Annotated in this window: 20 protein-coding genes; 10 read left to right on the top strand and 10 right to left on the bottom strand. The window is 62.6% G+C overall.

Translation table 11 applies throughout. The annotated features are described in order from the left end of the window. Positions 1 to 106: 106 nt before the first annotated feature. The 6 genes from N8A98_RS14085 to N8A98_RS14060 form a co-directional block, all read right to left on the bottom strand. The gene (locus N8A98_RS14085) at positions 107 to 1,150 is read right to left on the bottom strand and encodes a Gfo/Idh/MocA family protein (protein ID WP_113123705.1); all 1,044 of its coding nucleotides are present in this window, start codon (positions 1,148 to 1,150) and stop codon (positions 107 to 109) included. Positions 1,151 to 1,316: 166 nt separating this feature from the next. Beyond that, positions 1,317 to 2,099, bottom strand: coding sequence for a ThuA domain-containing protein (locus tag N8A98_RS14080; RefSeq protein ID WP_262166226.1), 783 nt, complete (start codon positions 2,097 to 2,099; stop codon positions 1,317 to 1,319). 175 nt (positions 2,100 to 2,274) lie between these two features. Next, positions 2,275 to 3,282, bottom strand: coding sequence for an ABC transporter ATP-binding protein (locus tag N8A98_RS14075; RefSeq protein WP_113123707.1), 1,008 nt, complete (start codon positions 3,280 to 3,282; stop codon positions 2,275 to 2,277). A gap of 11 nt (positions 3,283 to 3,293) precedes the next feature. Beyond that, positions 3,294 to 4,139, bottom strand: coding sequence for a carbohydrate ABC transporter permease (locus N8A98_RS14070; RefSeq protein WP_262166222.1), 846 nt, complete (start codon positions 4,137 to 4,139; stop codon positions 3,294 to 3,296). Next, positions 4,139 to 5,056: a carbohydrate ABC transporter permease gene (locus N8A98_RS14065; RefSeq protein ID WP_390888843.1), complete on the bottom strand. Its 918-nt coding sequence runs from the start codon at positions 5,054 to 5,056 to the stop codon at positions 4,139 to 4,141. The genes N8A98_RS14070 and N8A98_RS14065 overlap by 1 nt, the downstream gene beginning before the upstream one ends. Positions 5,057 to 5,206: 150 nt before the next feature. Further along, positions 5,207 to 6,475: an ABC transporter substrate-binding protein gene (locus N8A98_RS14060; RefSeq protein WP_262166219.1), complete on the bottom strand. Its 1,269-nt coding sequence runs from the start codon at positions 6,473 to 6,475 to the stop codon at positions 5,207 to 5,209. Between the two features lie 486 nt (positions 6,476 to 6,961). On the opposite strand from N8A98_RS14060, the gene N8A98_RS14055 reads away from it, so the two are divergent. From N8A98_RS14055 to N8A98_RS23380, 3 genes are all read left to right on the top strand, one after another. Beyond that, entirely contained in the window at positions 6,962 to 7,981 is a 1,020-nt protein-coding gene (locus tag N8A98_RS14055; protein ID WP_390888767.1) for a substrate-binding domain-containing protein, read from the top strand. A 233-nt stretch (positions 7,982 to 8,214) separates the two neighbouring features. Then, entirely contained in the window at positions 8,215 to 8,790 is a 576-nt protein-coding gene (locus tag N8A98_RS14050) for a uridine kinase family protein (protein ID WP_262166215.1), read from the top strand. A gap of 102 nt (positions 8,791 to 8,892) precedes the next feature. Then, entirely contained in the window at positions 8,893 to 9,039 is a 147-nt protein-coding gene (locus N8A98_RS23380) for a GIY-YIG nuclease family protein (RefSeq protein WP_390888766.1), read from the top strand. Positions 9,040 to 9,364: 325 nt separating this feature from the next. Here the strand turns inward: N8A98_RS23380 and N8A98_RS14040 are convergent, their stop codons facing one another. The 4 genes from N8A98_RS14040 to N8A98_RS14025 all read right to left on the bottom strand — a co-directional run bounded on the left by N8A98_RS14040 (position 9,365) and on the right by N8A98_RS14025 (position 14,485). Next, on the bottom strand, positions 9,365 to 10,456 hold the full coding sequence (locus N8A98_RS14040) for a DUF1513 domain-containing protein (RefSeq protein WP_262166213.1): 1,092 nt from the start codon (positions 10,454 to 10,456) through the stop codon (positions 9,365 to 9,367). A gap of 2 nt (positions 10,457 to 10,458) precedes the next feature. Beyond that, positions 10,459 to 11,526, bottom strand: a complete 1,068-nt coding sequence (locus N8A98_RS14035) for an imelysin family protein (RefSeq protein ID WP_262166211.1) — start codon at positions 11,524 to 11,526, stop codon at positions 10,459 to 10,461. Continuing rightward, complete coding sequence (locus N8A98_RS14030; RefSeq protein WP_262166209.1) at positions 11,526 to 13,040, bottom strand: di-heme oxidoreductase family protein; 1,515 nt, start codon at positions 13,038 to 13,040, stop codon at positions 11,526 to 11,528. The genes N8A98_RS14035 and N8A98_RS14030 overlap by 1 nt, the downstream gene beginning before the upstream one ends. Positions 13,041 to 13,228: 188 nt before the next feature. After that, positions 13,229 to 14,485 (bottom strand): imelysin family protein, encoded by a 1,257-nt coding sequence (locus N8A98_RS14025; RefSeq protein ID WP_390888842.1) that lies wholly within the window; start codon positions 14,483 to 14,485, stop codon positions 13,229 to 13,231. A gap of 721 nt (positions 14,486 to 15,206) precedes the next feature. Here N8A98_RS14025 and N8A98_RS14020 point away from each other — a divergent pair. The 7 genes from N8A98_RS14020 (at position 15,207) to N8A98_RS13990 (ending at position 24,539) form a co-directional block, all read left to right on the top strand. Then, the gene (locus tag N8A98_RS14020) at positions 15,207 to 16,313 is read left to right on the top strand and encodes an ABC transporter substrate-binding protein (RefSeq protein ID WP_113121474.1); all 1,107 of its coding nucleotides are present in this window, start codon (positions 15,207 to 15,209) and stop codon (positions 16,311 to 16,313) included. 146 nt (positions 16,314 to 16,459) lie between these two features. Then, positions 16,460 to 17,338: an ABC transporter permease gene (locus N8A98_RS14015; RefSeq protein ID WP_262171996.1), complete on the top strand. Its 879-nt coding sequence runs from the start codon at positions 16,460 to 16,462 to the stop codon at positions 17,336 to 17,338. After that, a complete protein-coding gene (locus tag N8A98_RS14010) occupies positions 17,335 to 18,126 on the top strand; it encodes an ABC transporter permease (RefSeq protein WP_262166208.1) in 792 nt (263 codons plus the stop codon). The genes N8A98_RS14015 and N8A98_RS14010 overlap by 4 nt, the downstream gene beginning before the upstream one ends. 1 nt (position 18,127) lies before the next feature. Then, the gene (locus tag N8A98_RS14005) at positions 18,128 to 19,195 is read left to right on the top strand and encodes an ABC transporter ATP-binding protein (protein ID WP_262166207.1); all 1,068 of its coding nucleotides are present in this window, start codon (positions 18,128 to 18,130) and stop codon (positions 19,193 to 19,195) included. A gap of 93 nt (positions 19,196 to 19,288) precedes the next feature. Next, complete coding sequence (sseA, locus tag N8A98_RS14000) at positions 19,289 to 20,119, top strand: 3-mercaptopyruvate sulfurtransferase (RefSeq protein ID WP_262166206.1); 831 nt, start codon at positions 19,289 to 19,291, stop codon at positions 20,117 to 20,119. Between the two features lie 123 nt (positions 20,120 to 20,242). Next, entirely contained in the window at positions 20,243 to 21,409 is a 1,167-nt protein-coding gene (locus tag N8A98_RS13995) for an efflux RND transporter periplasmic adaptor subunit (protein WP_262166204.1), read from the top strand. A 16-nt stretch (positions 21,410 to 21,425) separates the two neighbouring features. Continuing rightward, on the top strand, positions 21,426 to 24,539 hold the full coding sequence (locus tag N8A98_RS13990) for an efflux RND transporter permease subunit (RefSeq protein WP_262166202.1): 3,114 nt from the start codon (positions 21,426 to 21,428) through the stop codon (positions 24,537 to 24,539).

Below are 24,539 nucleotides of genomic sequence, written 5' to 3'. Positions count from 1 at the left end.
ATGGATTCCGGCCTGCGCCGGAATGACGCCGTGGTTGGGATGAGATGAACAATTCCCTTGAGGAAGGAACTGGCTCTGGCCCCTCACCTCATCGAGAACCGACCCCTCAAACCTTATGCTCGCTCCGGTCCCGGTCCGTCACCACCGCCAGGTCCAGCACCTTCTGGATATTGGTGGCGTGCCGGAAGCTGGGCTCGAGATTCTTCCCCGCCCGCACCGCTTCCACGAACCGCATGTAATTGGTCGGCACAGTATCGACCTCGACCTCGGTCCAGGTGCCGGTTTCGGCATCCGCGCCGAGGCAGGTGAACAGCTTGGACCAATCGTGCCGGTGCTGCACTTCCACCGACCCCAGCTCGCCATAAACGCGCAGCCGCAATTCGTTGAAATGCCCGGTGGCCCAACGCGTGGCGTGGATCACGCCCAGCGCGCCGTTTTCCAGCTGTGCCGTCATGGCAAAGCTGTCATTAGCGTCCAGGTCATATTCCCCGATACGGTTATTCTCGGCCTTGTCGAACGTTTCCAGGCGGCAGAACACCTTGGAAAAATCGCTGCCCGCCCCATAGGCCGCAAAATCGAGAATATGCACGCCGATATCGCCCAAAACGCCATTGGAGCCGTGCTTTTTGCTCAGCCGCCACAGCCACTGGCTCTCGGTGCGCCAATCGCCCCAGGCTTTGCTCACCAACCAGCTCTGGAGGTAACTCGCCTCGAAATGCTTGACCTTGCCGACGGCGCCCGAAGCCACGATTTCGCGCGCCTTCTGCAATTGGCTGACATTGCGATAGGTCAGGTTGACCATGTTGACCAGCCCAAGCCGTTCGGCCGTCTCGGTCATTTCCATGGCCTTGGCATGGTCGGTCGCCAGCGGCTTTTCGCAGAACACGTGCTTGCCGCCCTTGAGCGCGGCCATGGTCGTCGGATGGTGCACGCTATCGGGCGTCACATTGGCCACCGCGTCGAATTCGCCCCAGGCGAGCGCCGCGTCGAGCGAGCCAAAGCTGCGCTCCATATTATGCGCCGCGCAGAACGCCTCGACCCGCGCCGGGTCCACGTCCACGCCACCCGCCAGGGTCACGCCCTCGATGGCAGCAAAATGCTTGGCATGTTGATTGGCCATGCCGCCGGTACCCAGAATGAGCAACCGCATCTTCGTTATTCCTTGATGGATCACCGCGGTGATCGCTGAGTCACTATCAATTCACCAGGTCATTCCCGCGAAAGCGGGAACCCCTGTTTGACTGCGCCATCGCACAACGGAGGTTCCCGCTTTCGCGGGAATGACCCAGTGGTAGATAACGGCGTCTGGCGCTCTGTTATTTAAAGCCTTCTTCGCGGCCGTGGTGCAATTTCGGCCCGCGTTCCACGATCTTTTCGATCGCCTCATCCACCGGCGTATTCGGCGCATCCAGCAATTGCGGGAACTGATTGGCGTTATACGCCCAGTTGACCGCATTGCGCAGCACCAGGCCGACCGTGTCGTCATGATAGGTCGGATAGGTTTCGTGGCCGGGGCGGAAGTAGAAAATATTGCCCGCGCCGCGGCGATAGGTCAGGCCCGAGCGGAACACTTCCCCGCCCTGGAACCAGGAAACGAACACGGTTTCCAGCGGCTCAGGCACGCTGAAGGGCTCGCCATACATTTCTTCCATTTCGAGTTCGAAATAGGCCGGCAGGCCCTTGGCGATCGGGTGGCCTGGATTGGTGACCCACAGCCGCTCGCGCTCACCGGCTTCCCGCCAATGCAGCGCGCAGGGCGAACCCATCAGGCGCTTGAAAATCTTGGAGAAATGGCCCGAATGCAGCACGATCAGGCCCATGCCCTCCCAGACCCGCTTGGCAATGCGCTCGACGATCTCGTCCTTCACCTCGCCATGCGCCGCATGGCCCCACCACACCAGCACATCGGTCTCGGCCAGCGCCTCGACACTGCAGCCATGCTCGGGCTCCTGCAGCGTCGTGGTCTTGGTCACGATATTGCTGTCGCTCGACAGCAGCTTGGCGATCTGGTTGTGCATGCCGGTGGGATAATTGTCGGCCACGATCTTGTTCTTCTGCTCGTGGACATTTTCACCCCACACCAGGGTACGGATCGGCATTTGTAGTCTCCTAAAAGTCCGGGTCGCTGGTGCGGACCCGATGGTTTGGCTTGACCCTGCGTCATTCCCGCGAAAGCGGGAACCCCTGTTTGCCGAAACGGAGGTTCCCGCTTTCGCGGGAATGACGCAGCAGTGGATGGAAAAAGGTCGGACTTCTATCCGGCCTTTTTATGATTCAGGCGAGCGGCTTGCCCGCGCCGTCAAAGCGGTGGATTTTGTCGTCCATCGGCGAAATGTGGACCACGTCGCCGCTGTGATAGGTGTTGGCCCCATCGAGCCGCACCACGACCGGCTCCTCGGTGCCCATTTCCAGATAAACATAACTATCCGCGCCCAGGTTTTCCGTATGGATCACCGTACCGCTCCAGGTGCCATTGTCCGGCACGATGGTAATGTGTTCGCCGCGAATACCCACCGTGTCGGCGCCGAAGGAAGCGGCCTTTTCGCCGGAGATGAAATTCATCTTGGGGCTACCGATAAAGCCGGCCACGAACACCGAATTGGGCTTTTCATAAAGCTCCATCGGCGTGCCGACCTGCTCGATCACCCCGTCGCGCAGCACGCAGATACGGTCGGCCAGCGTCATGGCCTCCACCTGATCATGCGTCACATAGATCATGGTGACGTTGTTCATGCTCTCATGCAGCTTGGCGATTTCGATCCGGGTCGCCACACGCAAAGCCGCGTCGAGGTTCGACAGCGGCTCGTCGAACAGGAACACTTTGGGGTCGCGCGTAATGGCGCGGCCAATGGCCACGCGCTGGCGCTGCCCGCCCGACAGCTGCTTGGGCAGCCGGTCCAGATATTGCCGGATCTGCAGCATGTCGGCGGCCTTTTCCACCCGCTGGCGGATCTCTTCCTTGCCATGGCCCTTTTCGAGCGTTAGCCCGAACGCCATATTTTCGTAGACCGTCATATGCGGATAAAGCGCGTAGGACTGGAACACCATGGCGATGCCCCGCTTGGACGGCGCCAGTGCGTTGACCAGTTTGCCGTCAAACAGCATTTCGCCCGAGGTAATGTCCTCCAGCCCCGAAATCAGCCTGAGAAGCGTAGATTTGCCGCAACCCGAAGGGCCGACGAACACCATGAATTCGCCGGAGCGGACCTCCAGGTCCACCCCCTTGATGACTTCCACCGCGCCAAAGGCCTTGCGGATTTTGCGAAGCTCGATGCTTGCCATTGTTTTTCTCCCTAACCCTTGACGCCGCCGGCCGTCAGGCCAGACACGATCTTGCGCTGGAAGATCAGAACCAGGATCACCAGCGGCACGGTAACGATGACCGAGGCAGCCATGATCAGGCCCCACGGCGTTTCATATTGCGACCCACCCGACAGCAGCGCGATGGCCACCGGCACGGTGCGGGTATTGTTGGACGAGGTGAAGGTCAGCGCGAACAGGAACTCGTTCCACGCCCCGATAAAGGCGAGCAGCCCCGTGGTCACCAAAGCCGGCCACATCAGCGGCAGGAAGACGCGGGTGATGATCACCCAGGGCGAGGCCCCATCGACAATGGCCGCTTCCTCGATCTCCACTGGCAGGTCCCGCATGAAGGTGGTCAGGACCCACACGGTAAAGGGCAGCGTAAAGATGGTGTAGGAGAAGATCAGCGCCCAGGGCGTATTGTAGATACCCAGCGCACGGATCACCTCGAACAGCCCCGCCAGCACCGCGATCTGCGGGAACATCGACACGGCCAGGATCGTCATCAGCAACAGGCTCCGGCCCCGGAACCGCACCCGGCTCAGCGCAAACGCAGCCGTCACCGCCAGGAACAGCGCCAACAGCACCGTAACCGACGCCACGAAGATGGAGTTCAGCAGGTTACGCGGGAAGCTGCCGGTATTGAGCACCGCCAGGTAATTGTTCCAGCTGAACGAGGTGGGCCAATAGGTGATGCGGAACAGATCCGTACCCGATTTGAAGCTGGTCAGGATCGCGTAGTAGAACGGGAACACCGACACCACGACGATGAACACCACCAGCGCATAGAACAGCACCGTCTTGGTGAGGCCCCATAGATTGAGCGTGCCAACCATTAGCGGTCTCCCCCGTCGAAATTCACCTTGCCCAGCCAGATATAGAGGATGGTGAAGGCGGCGATGATCAGGAACAGCAGCGTCGATTGCGCCGAGCCATAGGCGAACTTGTCGAAATCGAACAGGTTCTCCCGCGCCAGCACACTCATCGTCTTGGTCGCCGCGCTATTGGGCGTCAGCACATAGATCAGGTCGAAAATGCGCAACGCATCGAGCACGCGGAAGATGATCGCCACCATCAGCGCCGGCCGCACCAGCGGCAGCGTGATCTTGAAGAACTGCTTGATGGGATGCACGCCATCGATTTCGGCGGCCTCATAGATATCCTTGGGGATCATCTGCAATCCGGCCAGGATCAGCAGCGCCATGAACGGCGTGGTCTTCCAGATATCCACCACCAGCACCGCGGTCATCGCCGTCTCCGCCGTAGCGGTCCAGGCGACCTTCTGGCTGAGCAGACCCAGCCGCATCCCCAGATCGTTGAGAATGCCGAACTGGTCGTTCAGCATCCAGCTCCACATGCGGGCCGAAACGATGGTGGGGATAGCCCAGGGAATGAGAATGGCCGCCCGCACCAGGCCGCGTCCCTTGAATTCGGCATTCAGCACCAGGGCGACGATCATGCCCAGCACGGTCTCCCACAGCACCGACCAGAACGCGAAGCGCACCGTGTTCCACACCGCATTCCACCAGGCCGGATCGACCAGCAGGCCCCGGTAGATGGTGCGGCCGCTATCGAGCGTGCGCCAGCTCAGGTAATTGGTAAAGCCCACCCATTCCGCGCCATAAAGATTGGTCAGCGAGGCATCGGTGAACGAAAAATAGATCGAGCGAAGCAGCGGCCAGCCGGCCACCACAGCCAGCGCGATCATCATGGGCAGCAGGAACCAGCGCGCGGCGCGCACCCTCTGCTGCATCAATTCGGATTTGATCTTGGGCCGGCCCACGCTGGCCGCGGACGCGATGGTATCGGTAGCCATCCACTACTCCTCCCGTTTCTCTGGGTCCTTCAGCGGCACGGGCGGCGGGGCAAACCGCCGTCCGTGCCATGGCGCTATCGGGAGGTCTTACCAGGCGTCGCCCTTGAGGTCGGACAGGTCGGCCTCGAGAACTTCGAGGTTCTCGGCGGCAGTGCCATTGCCCGACAGGGTATTGTGGACGGCGCTCCAGAACAGCGAGGACACTTCGTTATACTTCACCTTCGTGGGCGCGGACGGACGCGGCACCGCATTCTGGAAGATCTCTTTCCAGTTGGCCATGAAGGGCGAAGCCTTCAGCACGTCGGCGTCATCATAGAGCGCTTCGATCGTGGGGAGGTTGGACTGGTTGATCGCGCGTTCCTTCTGCACTTCGGGCGAAGCCAGGAACAAAGCGAGCTTGATCGCCTCTTCCGGGTCCGGCGAATACTTGGAAACCGCGACATTCCAGCCGCCCAGCGTTGCCGCCGAGCCCGCGCCTTCGCCTTCACCGGCGGGAAGCGGCGCCACGTCGAACTTGCCCTTCACGGCGGAATCGTCACCACCGCTCAGTGCATAGGCATAGGGCCAGTTGCGCATGAACACCGAATTGCCCAGCTGCCACACGCCGCGGCTTTCTTCTTCCTGATAGGCCAGATTGCCTTCCGGCGAGATCGTGCCGATCCAGGTCGCCGCACGATCGATGGCGGCCGCAGCCTGCGGATTGTTGATCGAAATCGTGCCATCGGCCTCCACGATCTGCCCGCCGCCGCTGGACTTGACCCATTCCAAGGCGTTGCAGGTCAGCCCTTCATAGGCATTGCCCTGGAACACGAAGCCATACATGTCCGGATTCCCGGCCGTGCGTTCGGCATCCATGATTTCCTTGGCGGTCGCCGCCATTTCGTCCCAGGTGGTGGGCACGGGCTTGCTGTACTTTTCCAGCAGGTCCTTGCGGTAGAACAGCGCCGGCGCGTCGGTAAAGGCCGGCAGGGCAACGAGCTTGCCGTCCACCGTCTGCGACTCGATGATCGATGGGAAATGCGCGCCCACCACATCCTTGGCCGCATCGGTCAGATCGAGAAATTGATCGGCCAGCTGCGGCGCCCAGATCACGTCGGTCTGGTACACGTCGATATCGGTATTGCCGGCGGCGAGCCACAGGCGATATTGCCCGAACTGATCGGAGGTCGACGAGGGCATCGGCACCACGGTGACCTTGTTGCCCGTCTCGGCCTCGAACTTGTCGAGCTGGCTGCGCAGGAATGCCAGGCCATTGCCGGTATCGCCCGACACGATCGACAAGTCGGCCGCCTGGGCCGAGCCCACGACCAGCGTCACGCTCGTCAGCAGACCAACGAGCAGTGTGTTGATTTTCATTACAATCCTCCCGAATGAAACCAGATTCATGAGGAAGCATGCCAACCGGGCCCACGCCTGACGCGCCGCCCAGTCCATTCCTCCCCCGAAAAGCTCTTCGCCAGCGGCTGAACCGCATGATTTTCAAAGCGCTTTGAATGAAAAACAACCAGAGGCCCGGACTTCTGTCAAGCAGCCCCGCGCCAGATTCGCACGACTTTGCGAACTGAAATATATTTATCCGTTATTATTCAATGGGTTGAACCAAGTGAAATGCGTAAGAGGCTTTTAACACCCCAATTTGCTTTGATGTACGCACCTCATCGCAAGACGCGAAAAAATCCACTCTTGCATCAAAATTTGAAATCGCTTTGAATGCCATTGGAGGAGGATCGCAGGAACCGCTGGTCAAAGCGGCCTGCTCGCCCTAAAGCCTATGCGGCTTAAGGCTTTGCGCCGGATTTGTCCGGCCCAGGCTGCCGTATTTTGCCCCGGGCCAGAACGCCAATGAGACTGAAAGACCTCGCCGAACATCTCGGCCTGTCGCAAACCACTGTCAGCCGCGCGCTCAATGGCTATCCCGAGGTCAACGAAGCCACGCGCCTGCGCGTCGCCGAAACCGCCAAGCGGCTGGGCTACCGCCCCAATGCCAGCGCGCTGCGGCTCGCCACCGGCCGCTCGGGCGCCATCGGCATGGTGCTGCGCGGCTCCTATGAATTCGGTCCTCATACCAGCGAATTTCTCGGCGGCATTGGCGAACGCCTGGCCGATGAGGAAATCGATATTCTGCTCACCACCGTCGAGAGCTACGAGGATGAAGTGGCCGCCTATAAGCGCGGCGCTGCCAGCCAGAAAGTGGATGCCTTCATCCTCCATTCCCCCACCCTGCATGACGAACGCGCCGAACTGCTGCTCGATCTCAAAGTGCCCTTCGTGCTGCATGGCCGCACCAATATCGGCAAGCCCGTCGCCTGGCTCGATATCGACAATACCGGCGCCGTCGAGCGCGCCACCAGCCATCTGCTCGATCTGGGCCATCGCCGCATCGCCCTGCTCAATGGCATCAAGGGCCGCACCTTTGCCGAGCACCGCGAAATCGGCTACCTCGCCGCCCTCTCGGCGCGGGGCGTCTCCTTCGATCCCGCCCTGATGGGCAATTCCGTCTTCACCGACGAAATCGCCTTCCGCATGACCCAGGCCATGCTCGAACTGCGCCCCCGCCCCACCGCCTTCCTCGCCGGCTCAATGATGACCGCGCTCGGCATCTTCCGCGCCATCCGCCAGGCCGGCCTTGAGTTGGGCAAAGACGTCTCCATGATCGCCCATGACGACGTCTTCCCCTATCTCAACGCCGACAACATGTACCCCTCCATGTCCACCACCCGCTCCTCCATGCGCCAGGCCGGCACCCGCATGGCCGAACTCATCCTGCAAATCCTCGCCGGCAAACCCATCGAAGACGTGCATGAGCTATGGCCGGTAGAACTGGTGCTGCGCGAGAGTTCAGGCCCGGCGCCCGCGCTCTAAACGCCGCCGACATCCACCCTCCCCCAGTAGACCTCATCCTGAGCTTGTCGAAGGACGAGGTCGTGGCATCCAAGCCTCAACGCGCTCGCCCACCTCCCCACAATGTCATTCCCGCGAAGGCGGGAACCTCTGTTTTTTCTACCACCCGCTAAAAAACAGCGCCCCCTCTCGCCGCAATGACACCGCCATTGCAATGTGCTCAGCTTGCTTGACCGGCTAGGACCAGCACCGAAATGACCCCGCCAACTCTCGACTTCGACGCAACCATAACCCTGGTCACCCAAACCAGCGCCCGTTTCATCGCCATCGACGGCCTGCCCGTCAGCGGCAAGTCAACGCTCGCCGAGCGGCTGGAGCAAACCACCGGCGCCCAAACCATCTCCCTCGATGATTTCGTGCGGCCCGAAGCGGACTGGCGCGGCAAGGTGCTGCCGTCATTCCCCTTCGCCTATATCCGCTACGACGATTTTCTGGCCGCCGTGACCAGCCTCGCACAGCACGGACACTGCACCTACTACCCCTACGACTGGGCAACAGGCCAAGCCAGCGCCACCGCTCGAACCATCACCCGGGATCGGCCCATCATCATCGAAGGCGTGTCATCTCTCCACCCCGCCCTCGCTCCGCTCTACGACCTGCGCCTCTGGGTGCAAAGCGATGCCTCCACCACCCTCACCGCCACACTCGAGCGCGGCGTCGGCGACTGGGAACACGAATGGCGCGACCTGTTCATGCCCAGCGTCGAGCTCTACCTGCAGACCAATCCAAGCATTCGCGCGGATTATCTGATCAAGGGGCGCGGGGCCTGAGGCTGACCGTGGCCACCCACCATGCCATTGACCCTACAATGTCATTCCCGCGAAAGCGGGAACCTCTGTTTACTGACCCACGATGAGCTGCAAAACTCAGCCATGAGCACCCTCGGCCGCTATTTCGTCTACATCCTCGCCAGCCGCAAATATGGTGCGCTCTATATCGGCGTCACCAATGACCTAATCGCCCGCACCTATATCCATCGCGAAGACATCCTGCCCGGCCAATCCTCGCGCTATCCATAATCTGGTCTATTTCGAGTAGCACGACGACATTGATGCGGCGATCACCCGCGAAAAACGCCTCAAGAAATGGCGGCGACAGTGGAAGATCGATCTGATCGAGCAAGCCAATCCAGAGTGGCATGATCTCTATTCGGATTTGCTTGGTTAGCCCTGCGAAACGGAGGTTCCCGCTTTCGCGGGAATGACACCGAGTGGGGGCAGTATCGAGTGAACAATGACACCGAGAGGCTGCGTTTCTGCACCCAAACCACCCTCCCCCACAATGTCATTCCCGCGAAAGCGGGAACCTCTGTTTACAGATACCGGAGTAAGAACAGCGGCCAGGTCACCCCACCCGCAACACATGATTATCAAACGCAAAATCGAACTTCTGCCGGTCCCGCTCCGCCCCCGCCAGCCCGATCATCTCCCCCATCCCACTGGTGGCTACAAACCCCGCGCCATCAGCCGCCAACCCGCAGCCATTGCGCAGCGTCTCAACCAATACCGGCCGCCCGCCTTCGGCGTCGATGGCCACCAGCAGATCCCCCTCCGGCGATGACACCGCAACGCTCGTCCCATCGGCAGAAACCGCAACCGAGCCGACATAATTGCGCAGGTCGCGCAGCGTATCGAGCGGCAATTCGATCAATCTGATCTCGCCATCGGCCGTGGCATAGCCGACCAATTGCGGGCTATCGCTGGGCGCGCCGCGATATTGGCAGCCGAACCACACCCGGCTGCGCGCATCGATCGCCATGTGGCGGATCGAGAGCTGATGTAGCCCCGCATCGAGCCGCAATTGCCCCACCAAATGCCCGTCCCGGCGGTCGACGAAAGCCACCGAAGGGTCCATCGTATCCAGGTTCAACTCGGCCCGGCCATAATCGGGATGGGTCTCGATGCCGCCATTGGCGATAACGAAAGTCACCCCATCAGGCATCAGCAGCATTTCATGCGGCCCCGTGCCATAGGTCGGAAATTCCCCGACACGCTTATAGTCGTCAGTCGCGTCGTAAATGCCGATGACACCCTTGGCCGCCTCGAAATCGCTCTCGGTCGCATAAAGCAGCCGCCCATCCGGCGAGAACACCCCGTGACCAAAAAAGTGCCGCCCCTCGATCGAGGTCAGCGTCACCGGCGCTTCCCGCCCGGCCGGGTCGAACACCAATGCAAACGTCCCCGGCTGGCGCGCAAACACCACGCCGCGCCCCGCCTCGGGACTAATCGTAATGTCATGCCCCCGATCGGGCAGCGCGATCTGCGCGATCAGATCGCCGCGCTCGCCCAGCAGCACCGCGCCATAGCCGCCCGAACTGGTCTGCACCGAGGAGGCAAACACCAGTTCATTCCGCTCCAACGCCACCAATTGCCGCGGCATCAGGCTCGCGGCAAAGCCAACGCCCGCCGCCTTGAGGAAAGCGCGCCGCTGCCACATGCTCAGTCTCCGTCCAGCGAGGAAAACCCGACGCTCAGCCCCAGCGCAGCGGACAATTGCTCGCCCACCAGCGTCTGCAGCGATTGGGTGACGATCACCAGATAAGCCAGCGCCTGCGCCTGTTTGGGATCGGCCACGGCCTCTTCCACCGGCGCATTGACCAGCCCGATCGCCCGCTTGGCATTGGAAAATTCAAAGCGGATCGAATTGTCCAATCCGCTATCCGCCGCCCCACCAATCCGCGCCATGCCCGAAACGCTGAACAGCTGTTCCAACCCCTCCACATTGGCCTGCGCCATCGCCATGGTCAGCCCCGAGCGCCAGAACAAGGCCTGTTTGGGTGCCGCAGCCTTGCCGCCTTGCCCGATGAACGGATTGATCCGCGTATCGCGCAGTCCTTCGATGCCGTGCGAGACCAGCCCGACCAGCGCCTCCACCGCCTCGGTCTTGGTCCGATAATCGGCAAAAGCTTCATTCGGCGCCATCAAATGCGCGGCCGTGCCATCATCAGCATCCCACGCAGCGGAGAGCGCATCGGCAATCTCGGCCACGTTGTCAGCAATAGTCGCCCCATATTGGCAGCGGAACTGCCCCTCAGCTCCCGCCAAAGCCTCCGCCCCAGTGCCAAACAGCACAAACTCCAGCGCCGTAAACCCCTGCACGGCAACGCTCTTGCCCTTGAGCGTCTCGAGCGCCGTGGCGCTCGCATCCTCATCGGCCAGGATCGCCTGCACCTGCCGCAGCGCAATGCCCTTGCGGTCGGGCCAGAACAGCAGCTTGTCGCTGCGATTGCCCTCCATCAGCGGCCCGATCCGCACGAATTCGACCCGCCCATAGGCAGTCGCCGCCTTGCCGAACTGCGCCTGCGCCAGCGCCTGCCCATCCGCCGACGGGTTTTCGCACAGTGCCGCCATAGCATCGACCAGCCCATGCGCCTCGTCGCTCAGATCATCAAAACCCGGCCGGATCACTTCATTGACCGCATCGGCCAGCGCCGCCGTCGTGGTCAGCTTCTGCGCCATGGCCGGCCCGGCACCCAGAAACAGCAGCAGAACAAGCAGCAGACGCATCACAGCGACTCCAGGAAAGCGATCATGTCCTTGCGCGTGGCCGCGTCCATATTGGCAAAGGCATCACGCGCCGCCTGCGCTTCCCCGCCATGCCACAAAATGGCTTCGGTGAGACTCCGCGCCCGCCCATCATGGAGGAAAAACGTGTGCCCCGAAACGGTCTGGGTCAGCCCAATGCCCCACAGCGGAGGCGTGCGCCATTCATAGCCATCCGCCTGCCCCTCGGGCCGATGATCGGCCAGCCCCGCGCCCATATCGTGCAGCAGGAAATCGGCATAGGGCCAGATCAGCTGGAACCGCAGCGCCGGATTTTCCGCATCCCGGCTGGTGACAAATTTTGGATTGTGGCAGCTGGCGCAGCCCGCCCCATAAAACGCCGCCTTGCCGCGCAACACGGCCGGGTCGCCCACATCGCGCCGCAAGGGCACGCCCAGCGTCTGCGAATAAAACGTCACCAGATCCATTACCGGATCAGGCGCTTCCGACACACCCAGCCTCGCCTGCTCGCCCGTGGGCATGGCCAGGCACTCCGCCTGCCGCTCGGTGCAATCGCCATGCGGCTTGTTCACCAAAGGCGTTGAAATCCCGATATCTCCGGCAAACGCCGCCGCCGACTGGCTGCGAATGGTGGGCATCCCCGCCTTCCAGCCAAACCGCCCCAGCATCACGCCCTGGCTTTCCGGGTCGATCACCCAGTTCGGCCGCCCCGAAATGCCGTCACCATCAAGGTCATCCGCATCGGCCAGCGCCAGAATGTCCTCGGCCGGCACCTGCTCGATCAGCCCCAGCCCAATCATCGGCGGCGCCACCCGCGGCGACAGCATCACATCCTCGGCCAGCGGCCCATAGGCCAGGTCCGCCACCGAATAAGCCGGCTGGCGCAGCGTGACCACACTCCCATCGCCCAGCGTCACAGGGAGATCGGTATAGTCGATCACCATCCGCCCCTCGGCCTTCAGCCCCGGCACGGCAAAATCCTGCAATTGGGTGCCATAGGTCGGGTCGCCCACCTCCCCGGCAAACACCCCATCCAGCGCCATGCGCGTATCCGTCTCGCCCGGCGGCACCGATAGCCGCAGGAACATCGACACCCCGCTATCGCGGCTCGCGTCGAACGGCGGATGCCCCCGCCCATCCTTGATATGACAGGCCTGGCAGGCCCGCGCATTGAACAGCGGCCCCAACCCATCCGACGCCTGGGTCGAACTGGGCGAGCTGACCCACACCTTGCGGAACAGCGCATTGCCCAGCTTGAACGTCTCTTCCTGCTCGAAACTGAGGCTGGCGAGAAAATGCGAAAACGCGTCCTGGTTGACGATCTTCTTGGTCGTCCCCTTGCCCGCCTGCATGGTCTCGAAATTTTCCGGCGCGGAGAAATCCGTAGCCGGCGCCGTAACCCGCGCCACCCGCGCCAGGTCTTCCGGCGTCAGATCGGACCGCACCGCCCGATCCTGCGCAAAAGCAAGTCCCCCGGCAAGCAGGGCGACGAGGGCAATAGTCAGGCGGGTTTTCATGGAGACATTCCGAGTTTGCTCGGGCTTACCCCCACCCCCCGCTTTTCGCTAGCGAAAAGCTGAGCCCTCCCCACAAGGGGGAGGGAGCCAGATCGGGGCCATGACGCGATGGCGTCAGGAACACAAATGCGTTCCCTCCCCCTTGTGGGGAGGGTTAGGGTGGGGGGTTCTCCCACCCACCGGTGTTCTTACTGGAACACCGCATCCGGGTTGGACAGGCTATCGCTATCCTCAATCGTCACCGCATCCTGCAGGTTCAGCAGCGCCACCGCCCGCTCGATGCCGCGCGTCTGCGCGATCAGCCCATCAATCGCCGCCTGCACCACCGCATTGCCCTCGGTGTTCCCCTCGGCAATCTGCTGGTCATAAGCCTCGCCCGCCACGGCGCGGTCCGCCATCACATTCATCTTGGCCACGGTATCGTCGAGCAGCCCGGCAATCTCGCTATCGAGCGCCGCATCCTTGGCCGCGATCAGGTCCGAAATCGCCGGCCCCTCCACCACAGAACCATCCACCCGGGTATAGCTGCCCGCATAGACATTGCGGATGCCGATCGCGTCATTGAGGTGCGACACATGCGTATTGTCCGAGAAGCAATCATGCTCTTCCTCCGGGTCATGCAGCAGCAGGCCCAGCTTCATGCGCTCGCCCGCCAATTCGCCAAATGACAGCGACCCCATGCCGGTCAAAATCGCCGAAATGCCCAGCTCCGGCAGCGCCGCCCGTGCCGCGCCATCGGCCGTCCAATTGCCCACCATCTCTTCGAGATCGCTGACCAACAGGCTCGTCGCCGCCTTCAGATACGCCGCCCGCCGATCGGCATGATCGGCCGTCGAATAATCAGTGAACGGCCGCTCGCCCGCCCCAGGCCCCGTGCCATGCAAATCCTGCCCCCAGAGCAGGAATTCAATAGCGTGATAGCCCGTCGCCACATTGGATTCGATCCCAGCCGCTTCCTGCAGATTGTCCTGCAACAGCGCCGGCGTAATCTCGGTGGCATCCAGCTCAACGCCATCAATGACCAGCTTGGGATTGGCGATGACATTGGCCACATAGAGCGAATTGCTGTCGCTCTCGGTGCCATAGCTGGCATCGACATAGTCGATCAGCCCTTCATCGAGCGGCCAGGCATTCACCTTGCCTTCCCATTCGTCCACAATCGGATTGCCAAAGCGGAACGCCTCGGTCTGCTGATAGGGAATGCGCGACGCCTTCCAGGCCTCCCGCGCCGCCAGCAGCGTCGCCTCGCTCGGCTCGGCGATCAGCGCATCCACCGCCGCGTCCAGCGCCTTGGCCGTGCTCAGCGCGTCTTCATACCCGGCCTGCGCCAGATCGGCATAATTGGCCAACACGGCCTCTTCGCTCGGCGCCTGCGCATAGGCCGACATCGGGGCAACGGAAAGCGTAAGCGCCAAGGCCAGGCCGCGCAGCGTCCTCTTGGAAATCATGGATCGTCCTCCAGGCTGAAATCTGGAAAGCGGAGTATCCCTCTCACCTTATGAAAGCAATTCAAATTCAATAGTTTAGAAGAAGTCTAAAGTATCAAGGGTGGCGGGAAACACCGCCAATTCCGATTTTTCTCAATGCTTTCTGGACCTTGCTCTATTCCGCGTTGGACACACAACTTCCCCAACCCACGATGTCACCCCGGCGCAGGCCGGGGCCCATCCTGAGATGCCGCCCCAGCCGCGAGGTGGTTGTTCCGATCCTCGACCTTGCGGCAAGCGGCACGATCTCGAGATGGGCCCCGGCCTGCGCCGGGGTGACACTATGGGTGGGGCGCTTTCAGGGCGGGACCGCCTTGTGGCTAAAACTCGATCCAGTCCCAACCACCGGCCGGTCCCTCCCCCTATCAGGGGGAGGCTAGGAGGGGGTACTCCGATCCCTCCGCCACCCCCAATCCACCCCCACCCAAAATTTTTGACCATCTGGACTAAACTGTCACAAAGGGGCACTGTCACAATTGCGGCTGGGAGGGCAGCGGGGGACAAGGGCAGAAACGGCTAAGGGAGCGTATCGACGGGCTTTTTCGGCGGCGATGCCGATCGTCACATGGGCTTCCCGACACTGTCATTGCACTGTCACACCGCCTCACTACTCCCTCGCCAGTCCGCCGCGACGCTCATCAATGGGTGCCGACGAACGACCAATTCAGGGAGACTGAACATGACCTTCAAGAATGTGCTCGCCGGCTCCGTCTCGATGCTGGCCGTGCTTTCCGTTTCGGCCCAGGCCTTTGCCCAGACCGATCTCGACGCCCTCTACACCGCCGCCAAGGCCGAAGGCCAGCTCACCACCATCGCCCTGCCCCATGATTGGTGCGGCTATGGCGCCGTGATCGACGGCTTCAAGGCCAAATATCCGGGCATCACCGTCAACGAACTCAATCCCGATGCCGGCTCGGCCGACGAAATCGAAGCCATCAAGGCCAATAAGGGCAATACCGGCCCGCAGGCCCCCGACGTGATCGACGTTGGCCTGGCGTTCGGCCCGCAGGCCAAGGCCGATGGCCTGATCCAGCCCTATAAGGTCTCCACCTGGGACTCCATCCCCGCCGACGCCAAGGATGCCGATGGCTATTGGTATGGCGATTATTATGGCGTCATGGCCATGCTGGTGAACACCGATCTGGTCTCCGCCGTTCCCACCGATTGGGCCGACCTGACCAAGCCGGAATATGCCAATGCCGTCGCCCTGGCTGGTGATCCGCGCGCCTCCGCCCAGGCCATCCAGTCCGTCTATGCCGCTGGCCTTGCCACCGGTGCCGATGCTGCTGGCGCCGCCGATGCGGGCCTCAAATTCTTCGGCGAAGTCAACGCCGCCGGCAATTTCGTCCCGGTCATCGGCAAGTCGGCCTCGCTGGCGCAGGGCACTACCCCGATCGTCATCGCCTGGGATTACAATCTGCTCGCCTGGAAGGCCGGCTTTGAAGGCAACCCGGCCGCCGAGATCGTCGTGCCCACCACTGGCGTCGTCGCCGGCGTTTACATCCAGGCTATCTCGGCCTTTGCGCCCCATCCGAACGCGGCAAAGCTGTGGATGGAATATCTCTATTCCGACGAAGGTCAGCTCGGCTGGCTCGCTGGCTATTGCCACCCGATCCGCTTCAACGACCTGGCTGCCAAGGGCCTGATCCCACAGGACCTGCTCGACGCCCTGCCCCCGGCCGCCGCGTATGAAAAGGCCGTCTTCCCGACCATCGACGAACAGAACGCCGCCAAGGCCGTCATCACCAGCCAGTGGGACGCCGTAGTCGGCGCGAACGTTCAGTAACGTCTAGACGCGACTAAGCCAGCCACGACCGCTTCAACAGACCTCATCCTGAGCCTGTCGAAGGACGAGGTCGTGGCTGGATCTTCGGGCCTATGTGCCACGACCTCGTGGTTCGACAGGCTCACCATGAGGTCTACTGGGGCTCCTTGATGACCGACGCCGCCACATCACCCCGACCCAAACGCCGCCTCTCCTTCGAGTGGCTGGGCGTTGCGCCCTTCATCATCTTTGCGGTGATGTTCCTCATCCTGCCCACGCTCTATCTTATCGGCGCCGCCTTTGTCGGCCGCGACGGGCAACTCACCTTCGACAATATCGCGGGCCTGTTCACCGACCAGATCATCGCCGCCTACTGGATTTCGATCCGCATCTCCGGCGCCTCCGCCATCCTGGGCGCCCTGATCGGCCTCGCCGTCGCCCTGGCACTGATCCGTGGCCGCCTGCCCTCGGGCCTGCGCTCGGCCGTCATGACCTTTTCCGGCGTCGCCTCCAACTTCGCCGGCGTGCCGCTGGCCTTCGCCTTCATCTCCACCGTGGGGCGCCTCGGCCTCGTCACCATCATTCTCAAATTCCTGGGCGTCGACATCTACAAGGCCGGCTTCAATCTGCTCAGCTTCTGGGGCCTCACCCTCACCTATCTCTACTTCCAGATTCCGCTGATGATCCTCATCATCGCCCCCGCCATCGATGGGCTGAAGAAGGAATGGAACGAGGCAGCGCAAATCCTGGGCGCCAGCCAATGGCAATTCTGGCGCTATGTCGGCCTGCCCATCCTGTGGCCCAGTTTCCTCGGCACGCTGTCGCTGCTCTTTGCCAATGCCTTCGGTGCCATAGCCACCGCCTATGCGTTGACCGGCTCCTCGCTCAATATCGTGCCCATCCTGCTCTATGCGCAGATCCGTGGTGATGCCCTGCAAAATCCCGGCCTCGGCGCCGCTTTGGCCCTGGGCATGATCCTCATCACCGCCATCGCCAACATCATTTATCTCGTCATTTCCGCCCGCGCCGAGAGGTGGATGAAATGAAGACTAACCGCTTCTGGGCCTGGCTGGTTTTTGCACTCGGCGCCGCCTACTTCATCATCCCCCTGGTCGCCACCTTCGAGTTTTCGACCCGAATGCGGCGCGACTATCGTAGCCTCGACGCCTATGCCTCGGTCTTTTCCGATCCGAACTTCCGGGCCACCTTCACCTATTCGGTGGTCATTGGCCTCCTCGCCATCATCGTGGGCATTCTCGTCGTCGTCCCGGCGGTCTATTTCGTCCGCCTGCGCCTGCCCTGGCTGCGCCCCTTCGTCGAATTCCTCACCCTGATGCCGCTGATCATCCCGGCCATCATTCTGGTCTATGGCTATATCCGGCTCTACAATTCCAGCTCGGTCATTCCCTTCACCGGTTCGGCCCTTGGCACCGATATCCTGCTCACCTGCGCCTATGTGACCCTGGCCCTGCCCTATATGTATCGCGCCGTCGATACCGGCATGCGCACCATCGATGTGCAGACCCTGACCGAGGCGGCCCAGATCGCCGGGGCCTCCACGCCCCAGATAATCGGCCGCATCATCCTGCCCAATATTCTGGTCGCGGTGCTGTCCGGCGCCTTCCTCACCTTCGCCATCGTCATCGGCGAATTCACCATAGCGAGCCTGCTCAACCGCCCCGCCTTCGGGCCATATCTGCAAAATATCGGCGCCAACCGCGCCTATGAGCCGGCCGCCCTCGCCATCATTTCCTTCATCATCACCTGGGGCGCCATGGGCATGATCAATGTGCTCGGCCGCTTTGCCCCCCGCACCTCTGCACGGACCGATTGATATGAGCCAAGATTTCCTGTCCGTCGAAAACCTCACCAAGTCCTTCGGCAACAATACCGTGGTCAAAGGCGTCAGCTTCGCCTTCGGCAAGGGGGAGTTCATCTCGCTGCTCGGCCCCTCCGGCTGCGGCAAGACCACCATCCTGCGCATGATTGCGGGCTTTGAAAACCCCACCACCGGCACCATCCGCATCGATGGCGAGGACATCACCAGCCTCAAGCCCAATCAGCGCCAGCTCGGCATGGTGTTTCAAGCCTATGCCCTCTTCCCCAACCTCAACGTCGGCGACAATATCGGCTTCGGCCTCAAGATCGCCGGCATGGGCAAGGAAGAACGCCGCGCCCGCGTCGATGAAATGCTCAAGCTCATCGGCCTGCCCGGCTTTGAAAAACGCTATCCCTACGAAATGAGTGGCGGCCAGCAGCAGCGCGTCGCCCTTGCCCGCGCCATCGCCCCCCGCCCCCGCATGCTGCTGCTCGACGAACCCCTCTCCGCCCTCGACGCCAAAATCCGCGTCTCCCTGCGTGAAGAAATCCGCGCCATCCAGCTCGACCTCGGCATCACCACTGTCTTCGTCACCCACGATCAGGAAGAGGCACTGTCCATCTCCGACCGCATCGTGGTGATGAATGCCGGCCATATCGAACAGCTCGGCGCGCCGCACGAAATTTACAACAAACCGGCCACCCGTTTCGTCGCCACTTTCGTCGGCCAGCTCAACACGATCGAAGCGACAATCATCGATGTCGCCGCCAAAACCGTCGCCATTGACGGCCAGACCGTCCGCGTTAGCCAATTGCCCGCCGATGCGAGCGTCGGCGCTAACAGTCTGCTAACACTACGGCCCGAAGTGCTGTCCATCGGCGCCCGCGATGGCAATGACATTACCCTCACCGGCACCATTGCCGACGTGACCTTTCTGGGCTCGGTGATCCGCCTGCGCGTGGCGCTCGGCAAGAACATCCTGAGCCTCGACACCTTCAACGACCAGCGCACCGCACCACCCAGCCGGGGCGAGCCGGTCACCATCAGCCTGGCCAGCAAGGACCTGCTGGCGCTACAAATATGACAGTAAAAACCCTGTTATATCAGCCACCTATGCGTTTGACGGAACGCGCCGGAAGGCCCATCCTAGGCTCACAACCCGCATAGGACACCCAGCATGGATACCCCCTTCGTCACCACCGAATGGCTCGCCGCCCATCTGAGCGATCCCGATCTCGTGGTGATCGACGCCAGCTGGCACATGCCCAATTCATCCCGCAACGCCCAGGCCGAATACCTCGCCGGCCACATCCCCGGCGCCGTCTTCTTCGACATCGACGGCATCGCCGACACCAGCTCCAACCTGCCGCATATGCTGCCCTCCCCGGCCGATTTCGCCCATATGGTCGGCGCCTTAGGCATTTCCGACCAATCCAATATCGTCATCTATGACGAACTCGGCCTCTTCTCCGCCCCCCGCGTCTGGTGGACCTTCCGCACCATGGGCGCCGCCAAAGTTCACATCCTGGCCGGCGGCGGCCCCAAATGGCGCGCCGAAAAACGTGCCGTGCAAACCGGCACCGTGACCCGCCAACCGGCGATCTTCCAGGCCCATTTCAACCGCAACCGCGTTGCCGATTTCGACACCGTGCGCAACCGCAGCCACGACCACGCCGCCCAGATCGCCGACGCCCGGCCCGCCCCACGCTTCCATGCCGAAGTGCCCGAACCCCGCGCCGGCCTGCGTGGCGGCCACATCCCCGGCAGCGCCAATGTGCCGGTGGGCCTGCTCACCGAAAACGGCCAGATGCGGCCCGTCGCCGAACTCCAGCAGATCTTCGCCGATCGCGGCATTGACCCCACCAAACCAATCATCACCTCCTGCGGCTCCGGCATCACCGCCGCAACGCTGGCCCTCGCCCTCGAACTCACCGGCGCCAGCAATGTCGCCGTCTACGATGGCTCCTGGACCGAATGGGGAGGTCGCCCCGACGCCGAGATCGAATAACAAGCCCGCGATCCTTACGGCTTTGTAATGTCGTAGCGGGAAAGCCGCTGCTACAGTCCCGCTGATTTCCGGCCCCTGGCGGCCGGATACCGATATTTTCAGCACTTTTTCAGGGTCCAAGGCTTGATACGGCAGCTTCTGGCTTCACTCATCGTTCTGGCCGCCGCCCTGGCGGCCTGGGTCTTTTTCGTCCCCGGCGCCAGCCAGACCCTGGCCAATTACGGCATCGTCCTGCCCTTCGCCGCTCCCGGCGACAGCGCCTCCCCTGGCCAGCGGCCCGGCGGCGGCCGGCCGGGCGGCGCCCGCCAGACCAATGTGGTGACCACGGGCGTCACCCTTGCCACCATCAATTCCACCCTCTCCGCCATCGGCGAGGGCACGGCCACCCATTCAGTCACCGTCGCCTCCCCCGTTGGCGGCACCCTGGCCGATGTGCTGGTGCGCCCGGGCCAGATCGTAGCGGCCGGCGACATCATCGCGCGGCTCGATTCCGATGCCGAACAGATCGCCTTCGACCGCGCCAAGCTCGCGCTCGATGATGCCCAGGCCACGCTGGCGCGCACGCAGGGGCTGGCCAGTTCCAATGTCGTCGCCCCCTCCGTCGTCACTGCCGCCCAGCTCGCCGCCGCCAATGCCGAGCTCGAATTGCGCAATGCCCAGGTGGCGCTCAGCCGCCGCACCATTGCCAGCCCCATTGCCGGCACGGTGGGCCTGATCCAGGTCACCCCGGGCAATTACGTCCCCGCTCAAACCACCGTCACCACCATCGACGATACCTCGGCAATCCTGGTCGATTTCTGGGTGCCCGAGCGCTATGCCGTCTCCATCGCCCCGCAAATGCCGGTCACCGTAACCGCCGTGGCCCTGCCCGGCCGGGTCTTTGATGGCGAGATCAATGCTGTCGACAATCGCATCGATCCGGCCAGCCGCACATTGCAGGTCCAGGCCGAAATCCCCAATGACGACAAAGCGCTGCGCGCTGGCATGTCCTTCACCGTGGCTTTGCGTTTCCCCGGCGAGCAATTCCCGGCGGTCAATCCGCTGGCCATATTGTGGTCGGCCCAGGGCTCCTATGTCTGGAAATATGTGGATGGCAAAGCCACCAAGGTCATGGCCGAAATCATCCAGCGCAATAGCGATGGCGTGCTGGTTCGCGCCGATCTGGCGCCCGGCGACGCCATCATCACCGAAGGCATTCTGCAGCTCAGCGAAGGCGCCGACGTGACTCTGCTCAGCGGCCCCGATGGCACCTTGCCGCCGCAAGAGGCCGCCGCCGCCACCCCAAACTGATCGCGAGGAGGACCGCATGTCGATTGCCGAAAAAAACGAACGCGGCGGAACCCTGGCCGCATTGTTCGTGCGCCGGCCGGTCTTGGCAGTCGTCGTTAACGCCATGATCGTGGTGGCCGGCCTCGCCGCCCTGCTCGGCGCCGAAGTGCGCGAACTGCCCAGCGTCGAGCAACCCGTCCTCTCCATTTCCACCACCTTCACCGGCGCTGCTGCCGAAACCGTGGACCGCGAAATCACCGCCGTCGTGGAAGGCGCCGTCGCCCGCGTGCAGGGCGTCACCGGCATTTCCTCCAGCTCCTCGACCGGCCAAAGCCGCGTCACCCTCGAATTCTCCGATAGCACTAACCTCGATGTCGCGACCTCCGACGTGCGCGACGCGCTCAGCCGCATCGGCCGCTCCCTGCCCGACAATGTCGATGACCCGGTGATCTTCAAGGCTGATTCCGATGCCCAGCCGGTGATGCAACTGGCCGTCACCTCCGACGCCATGAGCATGGGCGATCTCAGCAAATTGGTGGAAGACACGATCTCCGAGCGGCTCGGCGCCGTCGCCGGCGTCGCCGAAGTACAGGTCTATGGCACGCGCGACACCGCCTTCGATGTCGATGTCGATCCCATCAAGCTGGCCAGCCACGGCCTGACCGTCGCCGACGTCCGCACCGCCCTCGCCACTATCGCGCTCGACACTCCCACCGGCTCGATCAACGGCCCCAACCAGAACATCACCGTCCGCGCCATTTCCGAAGTCACCACCCCGCAGGATTTCGAGGACATCGTCATCAAGGGCCGTACCCTATTGGGCGATGTGGCCAGCGTCGTGTTCGACGCCTCGGCCAGCACCTCTTCGCTCCGCTCCAACGGCAAGCCGGGCATTGGCCTGGGCATCGTGCGGCAGGCGCAGTCCAACACGATCGAGATTTCCAAGGGCATTCACAATGCCGTCGAAGTATTGAACCAGACGCTGCCCGCCGGCGTCCAGGTGACCATTTCGAGCGACGATGCCGTCTTCATCGAAGGCGCACTGCACGAGGTGGAGATTGCGCTGATCGTGGCGCTCGTCGTCGTCGTCGCCATCATTTTCCTCTTCCTGCTCGATTGGCGCGCCACCATCGTTCCCGCCATCTCCATGCCCATCGCCCTGCTCGGCGCCGTGGCCGGCATTTATGTCATGGGCTTTTCGCTCAACATCATCACCTTGCTCGCGCTGGTGCTGGCGACGGGCCTCGTAGTCGATGACGCCATTGTCGTGCTCGAAAATATCGTGCGCCGCAAAGGCATGGGCGCCGGGCCGCGCGCCGCCGCCGTGCTGGGCACCCAGGAAGTGTTCTTCGCCGTCATCGCCACCACGCTCACCCTCGCCGCCGTGTTCATTCCGCTGTCCTTCCTCTCGGGACAAACCGGCCGCCTGTTCCGCGAATTCGGCTTCACCCTCGCCATCGCCGTGCTACTTTCCTCCATCGTCGCCCTCTCCATGGGCCCGATGATCGCCTCGCGCTTCCTCAAACAGGGCGAGCACAAAAGCCATGGCGGCATTCTGGGCGCCTTCGGCCGCGCTTGCGCCCGCTTCTATCGCGGCTCGCTCCGCGTCGCGCTGGCCAATCCCTTCGTCGTGGTGCTGATCGCCCTGCTGTTCGCCGCCTCGTCCTATTTCGTCTATGGCAATCTGCGCCAGGAAATCACCCCACCCGAGGATCGCTCACAAATCCAGCTGCGCATTCAGGCCCCCACCACGGCCAGCCTCGATTATATCCGCACCCAGCTCACCACTGTCGAAACCATGCTGCAGCCCTTCGTTGCCAGCGGCGAAGTGCGCTCCATTTTCGTGCTGTCCGGCTGGGGCAGCGGCGGTTCGCTGACCCTCACGCTGGCCCCCTGGTCCGAACGCACCCGCAGCCAGCAGCAGATCGCCGCCGACATCACCGCGCTGATGGCGCAGGTGCCGGGCGTGCGCGCCTCAGTGGGCCAGGGCAATAGTCTGGGCATTCGCGGCGGCGGCTCCGGCTTGCAATTCGCCGTGGTTGGCTCCAACTACACGGTGCTCGCCGACACAGCCGAATCCATCGCCGATCTGATGGAAGAAGATGGTCGCTTTGGCCGCGTCACCGTCAATTTCGACACCACCCAACCGCAGCTGACCCTGGTGGTCAATCGCGAACGCGCCGACGCACTGGGCATCGATATCAATGGCTTGGCCTCCACCATGCAGGCCATGATCGATGGCAGCGATATCGGCAATGTCTTCATCGATGACACCAGCTACACCGTGCGCATGGTCTCGACCAGCAACCCCATCAACGACCCCCGCGATCTCGAAAGCCTGTTCGTACGCACCGGCGACGGGCGCTATGTGCCCATGTCCACCATCGCCACCATCACCGAATCCGCCGTGCCCCCCACCCTGCGGCGCGAGGCGCAGCGCCGCGCGGTCAATGTCACGGCAAGCCTCGAAGACGGCATGGCACTGGGCGACGCCTATAACCAGATGCTCGAACTGGCCCGCCCGATCCTGCCCGAAGGCACCACCATTCTGCCGCTGGCCGAAGCCAAGACCCTGGGCGAATCCACCAATGGCCTCTTCGTCACCTTCGGCTTTGCGCTGGTCATCATCCTGCTCGTCCTCGCCGCCCAGTTCGAGAGCGTGTGGAGCGCCGTCATCGTCATGACCACCGTGCCCTTCGGCGTGGCAGCAGCGCTCTATGCGCTATTGGTGACAGGCGGGAGTCTCAACATCTTCAGCCAGATTGGGCTGGTGCTCGTGGTCGGCATCATGGCCAAGAACGGCATCCTGATCGTCGAATTCGCCAACCAGCTGCGCGACCGCGGCATGTCGGTGCGCGAGGCCATCGAGGAGGCCTCCAATATCCGCCTCCGCCCTGTGATGATGACCATGATCGCCACCATCCTGGGCGGCTTGCCCCTGGTCCTCGCCAGCGGCGCCGGCGCCGAAGCCCGCGCGGCCCTGGGCTGGGTTATGGTCGGCGGCCTGAGCTTCGCCGCCGTCTCCACCCTCTACCTGACCCCGGTCGCCTACCTCCTGATGGCCCGCTTCAGCAAACCCAAGGTCGAAGAAGAAGCCCGCCTTGAACGGGAGTTGGACGCGGCCAATGGGATAGGGGAGCCGGCGGAATAA

Origin of the sequence: Devosia neptuniae (assembly GCF_025452235.1) — a bacterium.
Taxonomy (GTDB): domain Bacteria; phylum Pseudomonadota; class Alphaproteobacteria; order Rhizobiales; family Devosiaceae; genus Devosia.
The sequence above is the reverse complement of the archived record's forward strand: the minus strand, read 5'-3'. Positions and strand labels throughout refer to the sequence as shown.

Bases quoted from the DNA above. Each gene is read 5' to 3' on its own strand.
- N8A98_RS23380 (WP_390888766.1), top strand. From the start codon at position 8,893: ATGAGCACCCTCGGCCGCTATTTCGTCTACATCCTCGCCAGCCGCAAA.
- N8A98_RS14070 (WP_262166222.1), bottom strand. From the start codon at position 4,139: ATGGTTGGCACGCTCAATCTATGGGGCCTCACCAAGACGGTGCTGTTC.
- N8A98_RS14050 (WP_262166215.1), top strand. From the start codon at position 8,215: ATGACCCCGCCAACTCTCGACTTCGACGCAACCATAACCCTGGTCACC.
- N8A98_RS14080 (WP_262166226.1), bottom strand. From the start codon at position 2,099: ATGCCGATCCGTACCCTGGTGTGGGGTGAAAATGTCCACGAGCAGAAG.
- N8A98_RS14030 (WP_262166209.1), bottom strand. From the start codon at position 13,040: ATGAAAACCCGCCTGACTATTGCCCTCGTCGCCCTGCTTGCCGGGGGA.
- N8A98_RS14035 (WP_262166211.1), bottom strand. From the start codon at position 11,526: ATGCGTCTGCTGCTTGTTCTGCTGCTGTTTCTGGGTGCCGGGCCGGCC.
- N8A98_RS14085 (WP_113123705.1), bottom strand. From the start codon at position 1,150: ATGCGGTTGCTCATTCTGGGTACCGGCGGCATGGCCAATCAACATGCC.
- N8A98_RS14055 (WP_390888767.1), top strand. From the start codon at position 6,962: ATGAGACTGAAAGACCTCGCCGAACATCTCGGCCTGTCGCAAACCACT.
- N8A98_RS14010 (WP_262166208.1), top strand. From the start codon at position 17,335: ATGAAGACTAACCGCTTCTGGGCCTGGCTGGTTTTTGCACTCGGCGCC.
- N8A98_RS14040 (WP_262166213.1), bottom strand. From the start codon at position 10,456: ATGTGGCAGCGGCGCGCTTTCCTCAAGGCGGCGGGCGTTGGCTTTGCC.
- N8A98_RS14005 (WP_262166207.1), top strand. From the start codon at position 18,128: ATGAGCCAAGATTTCCTGTCCGTCGAAAACCTCACCAAGTCCTTCGGC.
- N8A98_RS13990 (WP_262166202.1), top strand. From the start codon at position 21,426: ATGTCGATTGCCGAAAAAAACGAACGCGGCGGAACCCTGGCCGCATTG.
- N8A98_RS14065 (WP_390888843.1), bottom strand. From the start codon at position 5,056: ATGCAGCAGAGGGTGCGCGCCGCGCGCTGGTTCCTGCTGCCCATGATG.
- sseA (WP_262166206.1), top strand. From the start codon at position 19,289: ATGGATACCCCCTTCGTCACCACCGAATGGCTCGCCGCCCATCTGAGC.
- N8A98_RS14020 (WP_113121474.1), top strand. From the start codon at position 15,207: ATGACCTTCAAGAATGTGCTCGCCGGCTCCGTCTCGATGCTGGCCGTG.
- N8A98_RS14075 (WP_113123707.1), bottom strand. From the start codon at position 3,282: ATGGCAAGCATCGAGCTTCGCAAAATCCGCAAGGCCTTTGGCGCGGTG.
- N8A98_RS14060 (WP_262166219.1), bottom strand. From the start codon at position 6,475: ATGAAAATCAACACACTGCTCGTTGGTCTGCTGACGAGCGTGACGCTG.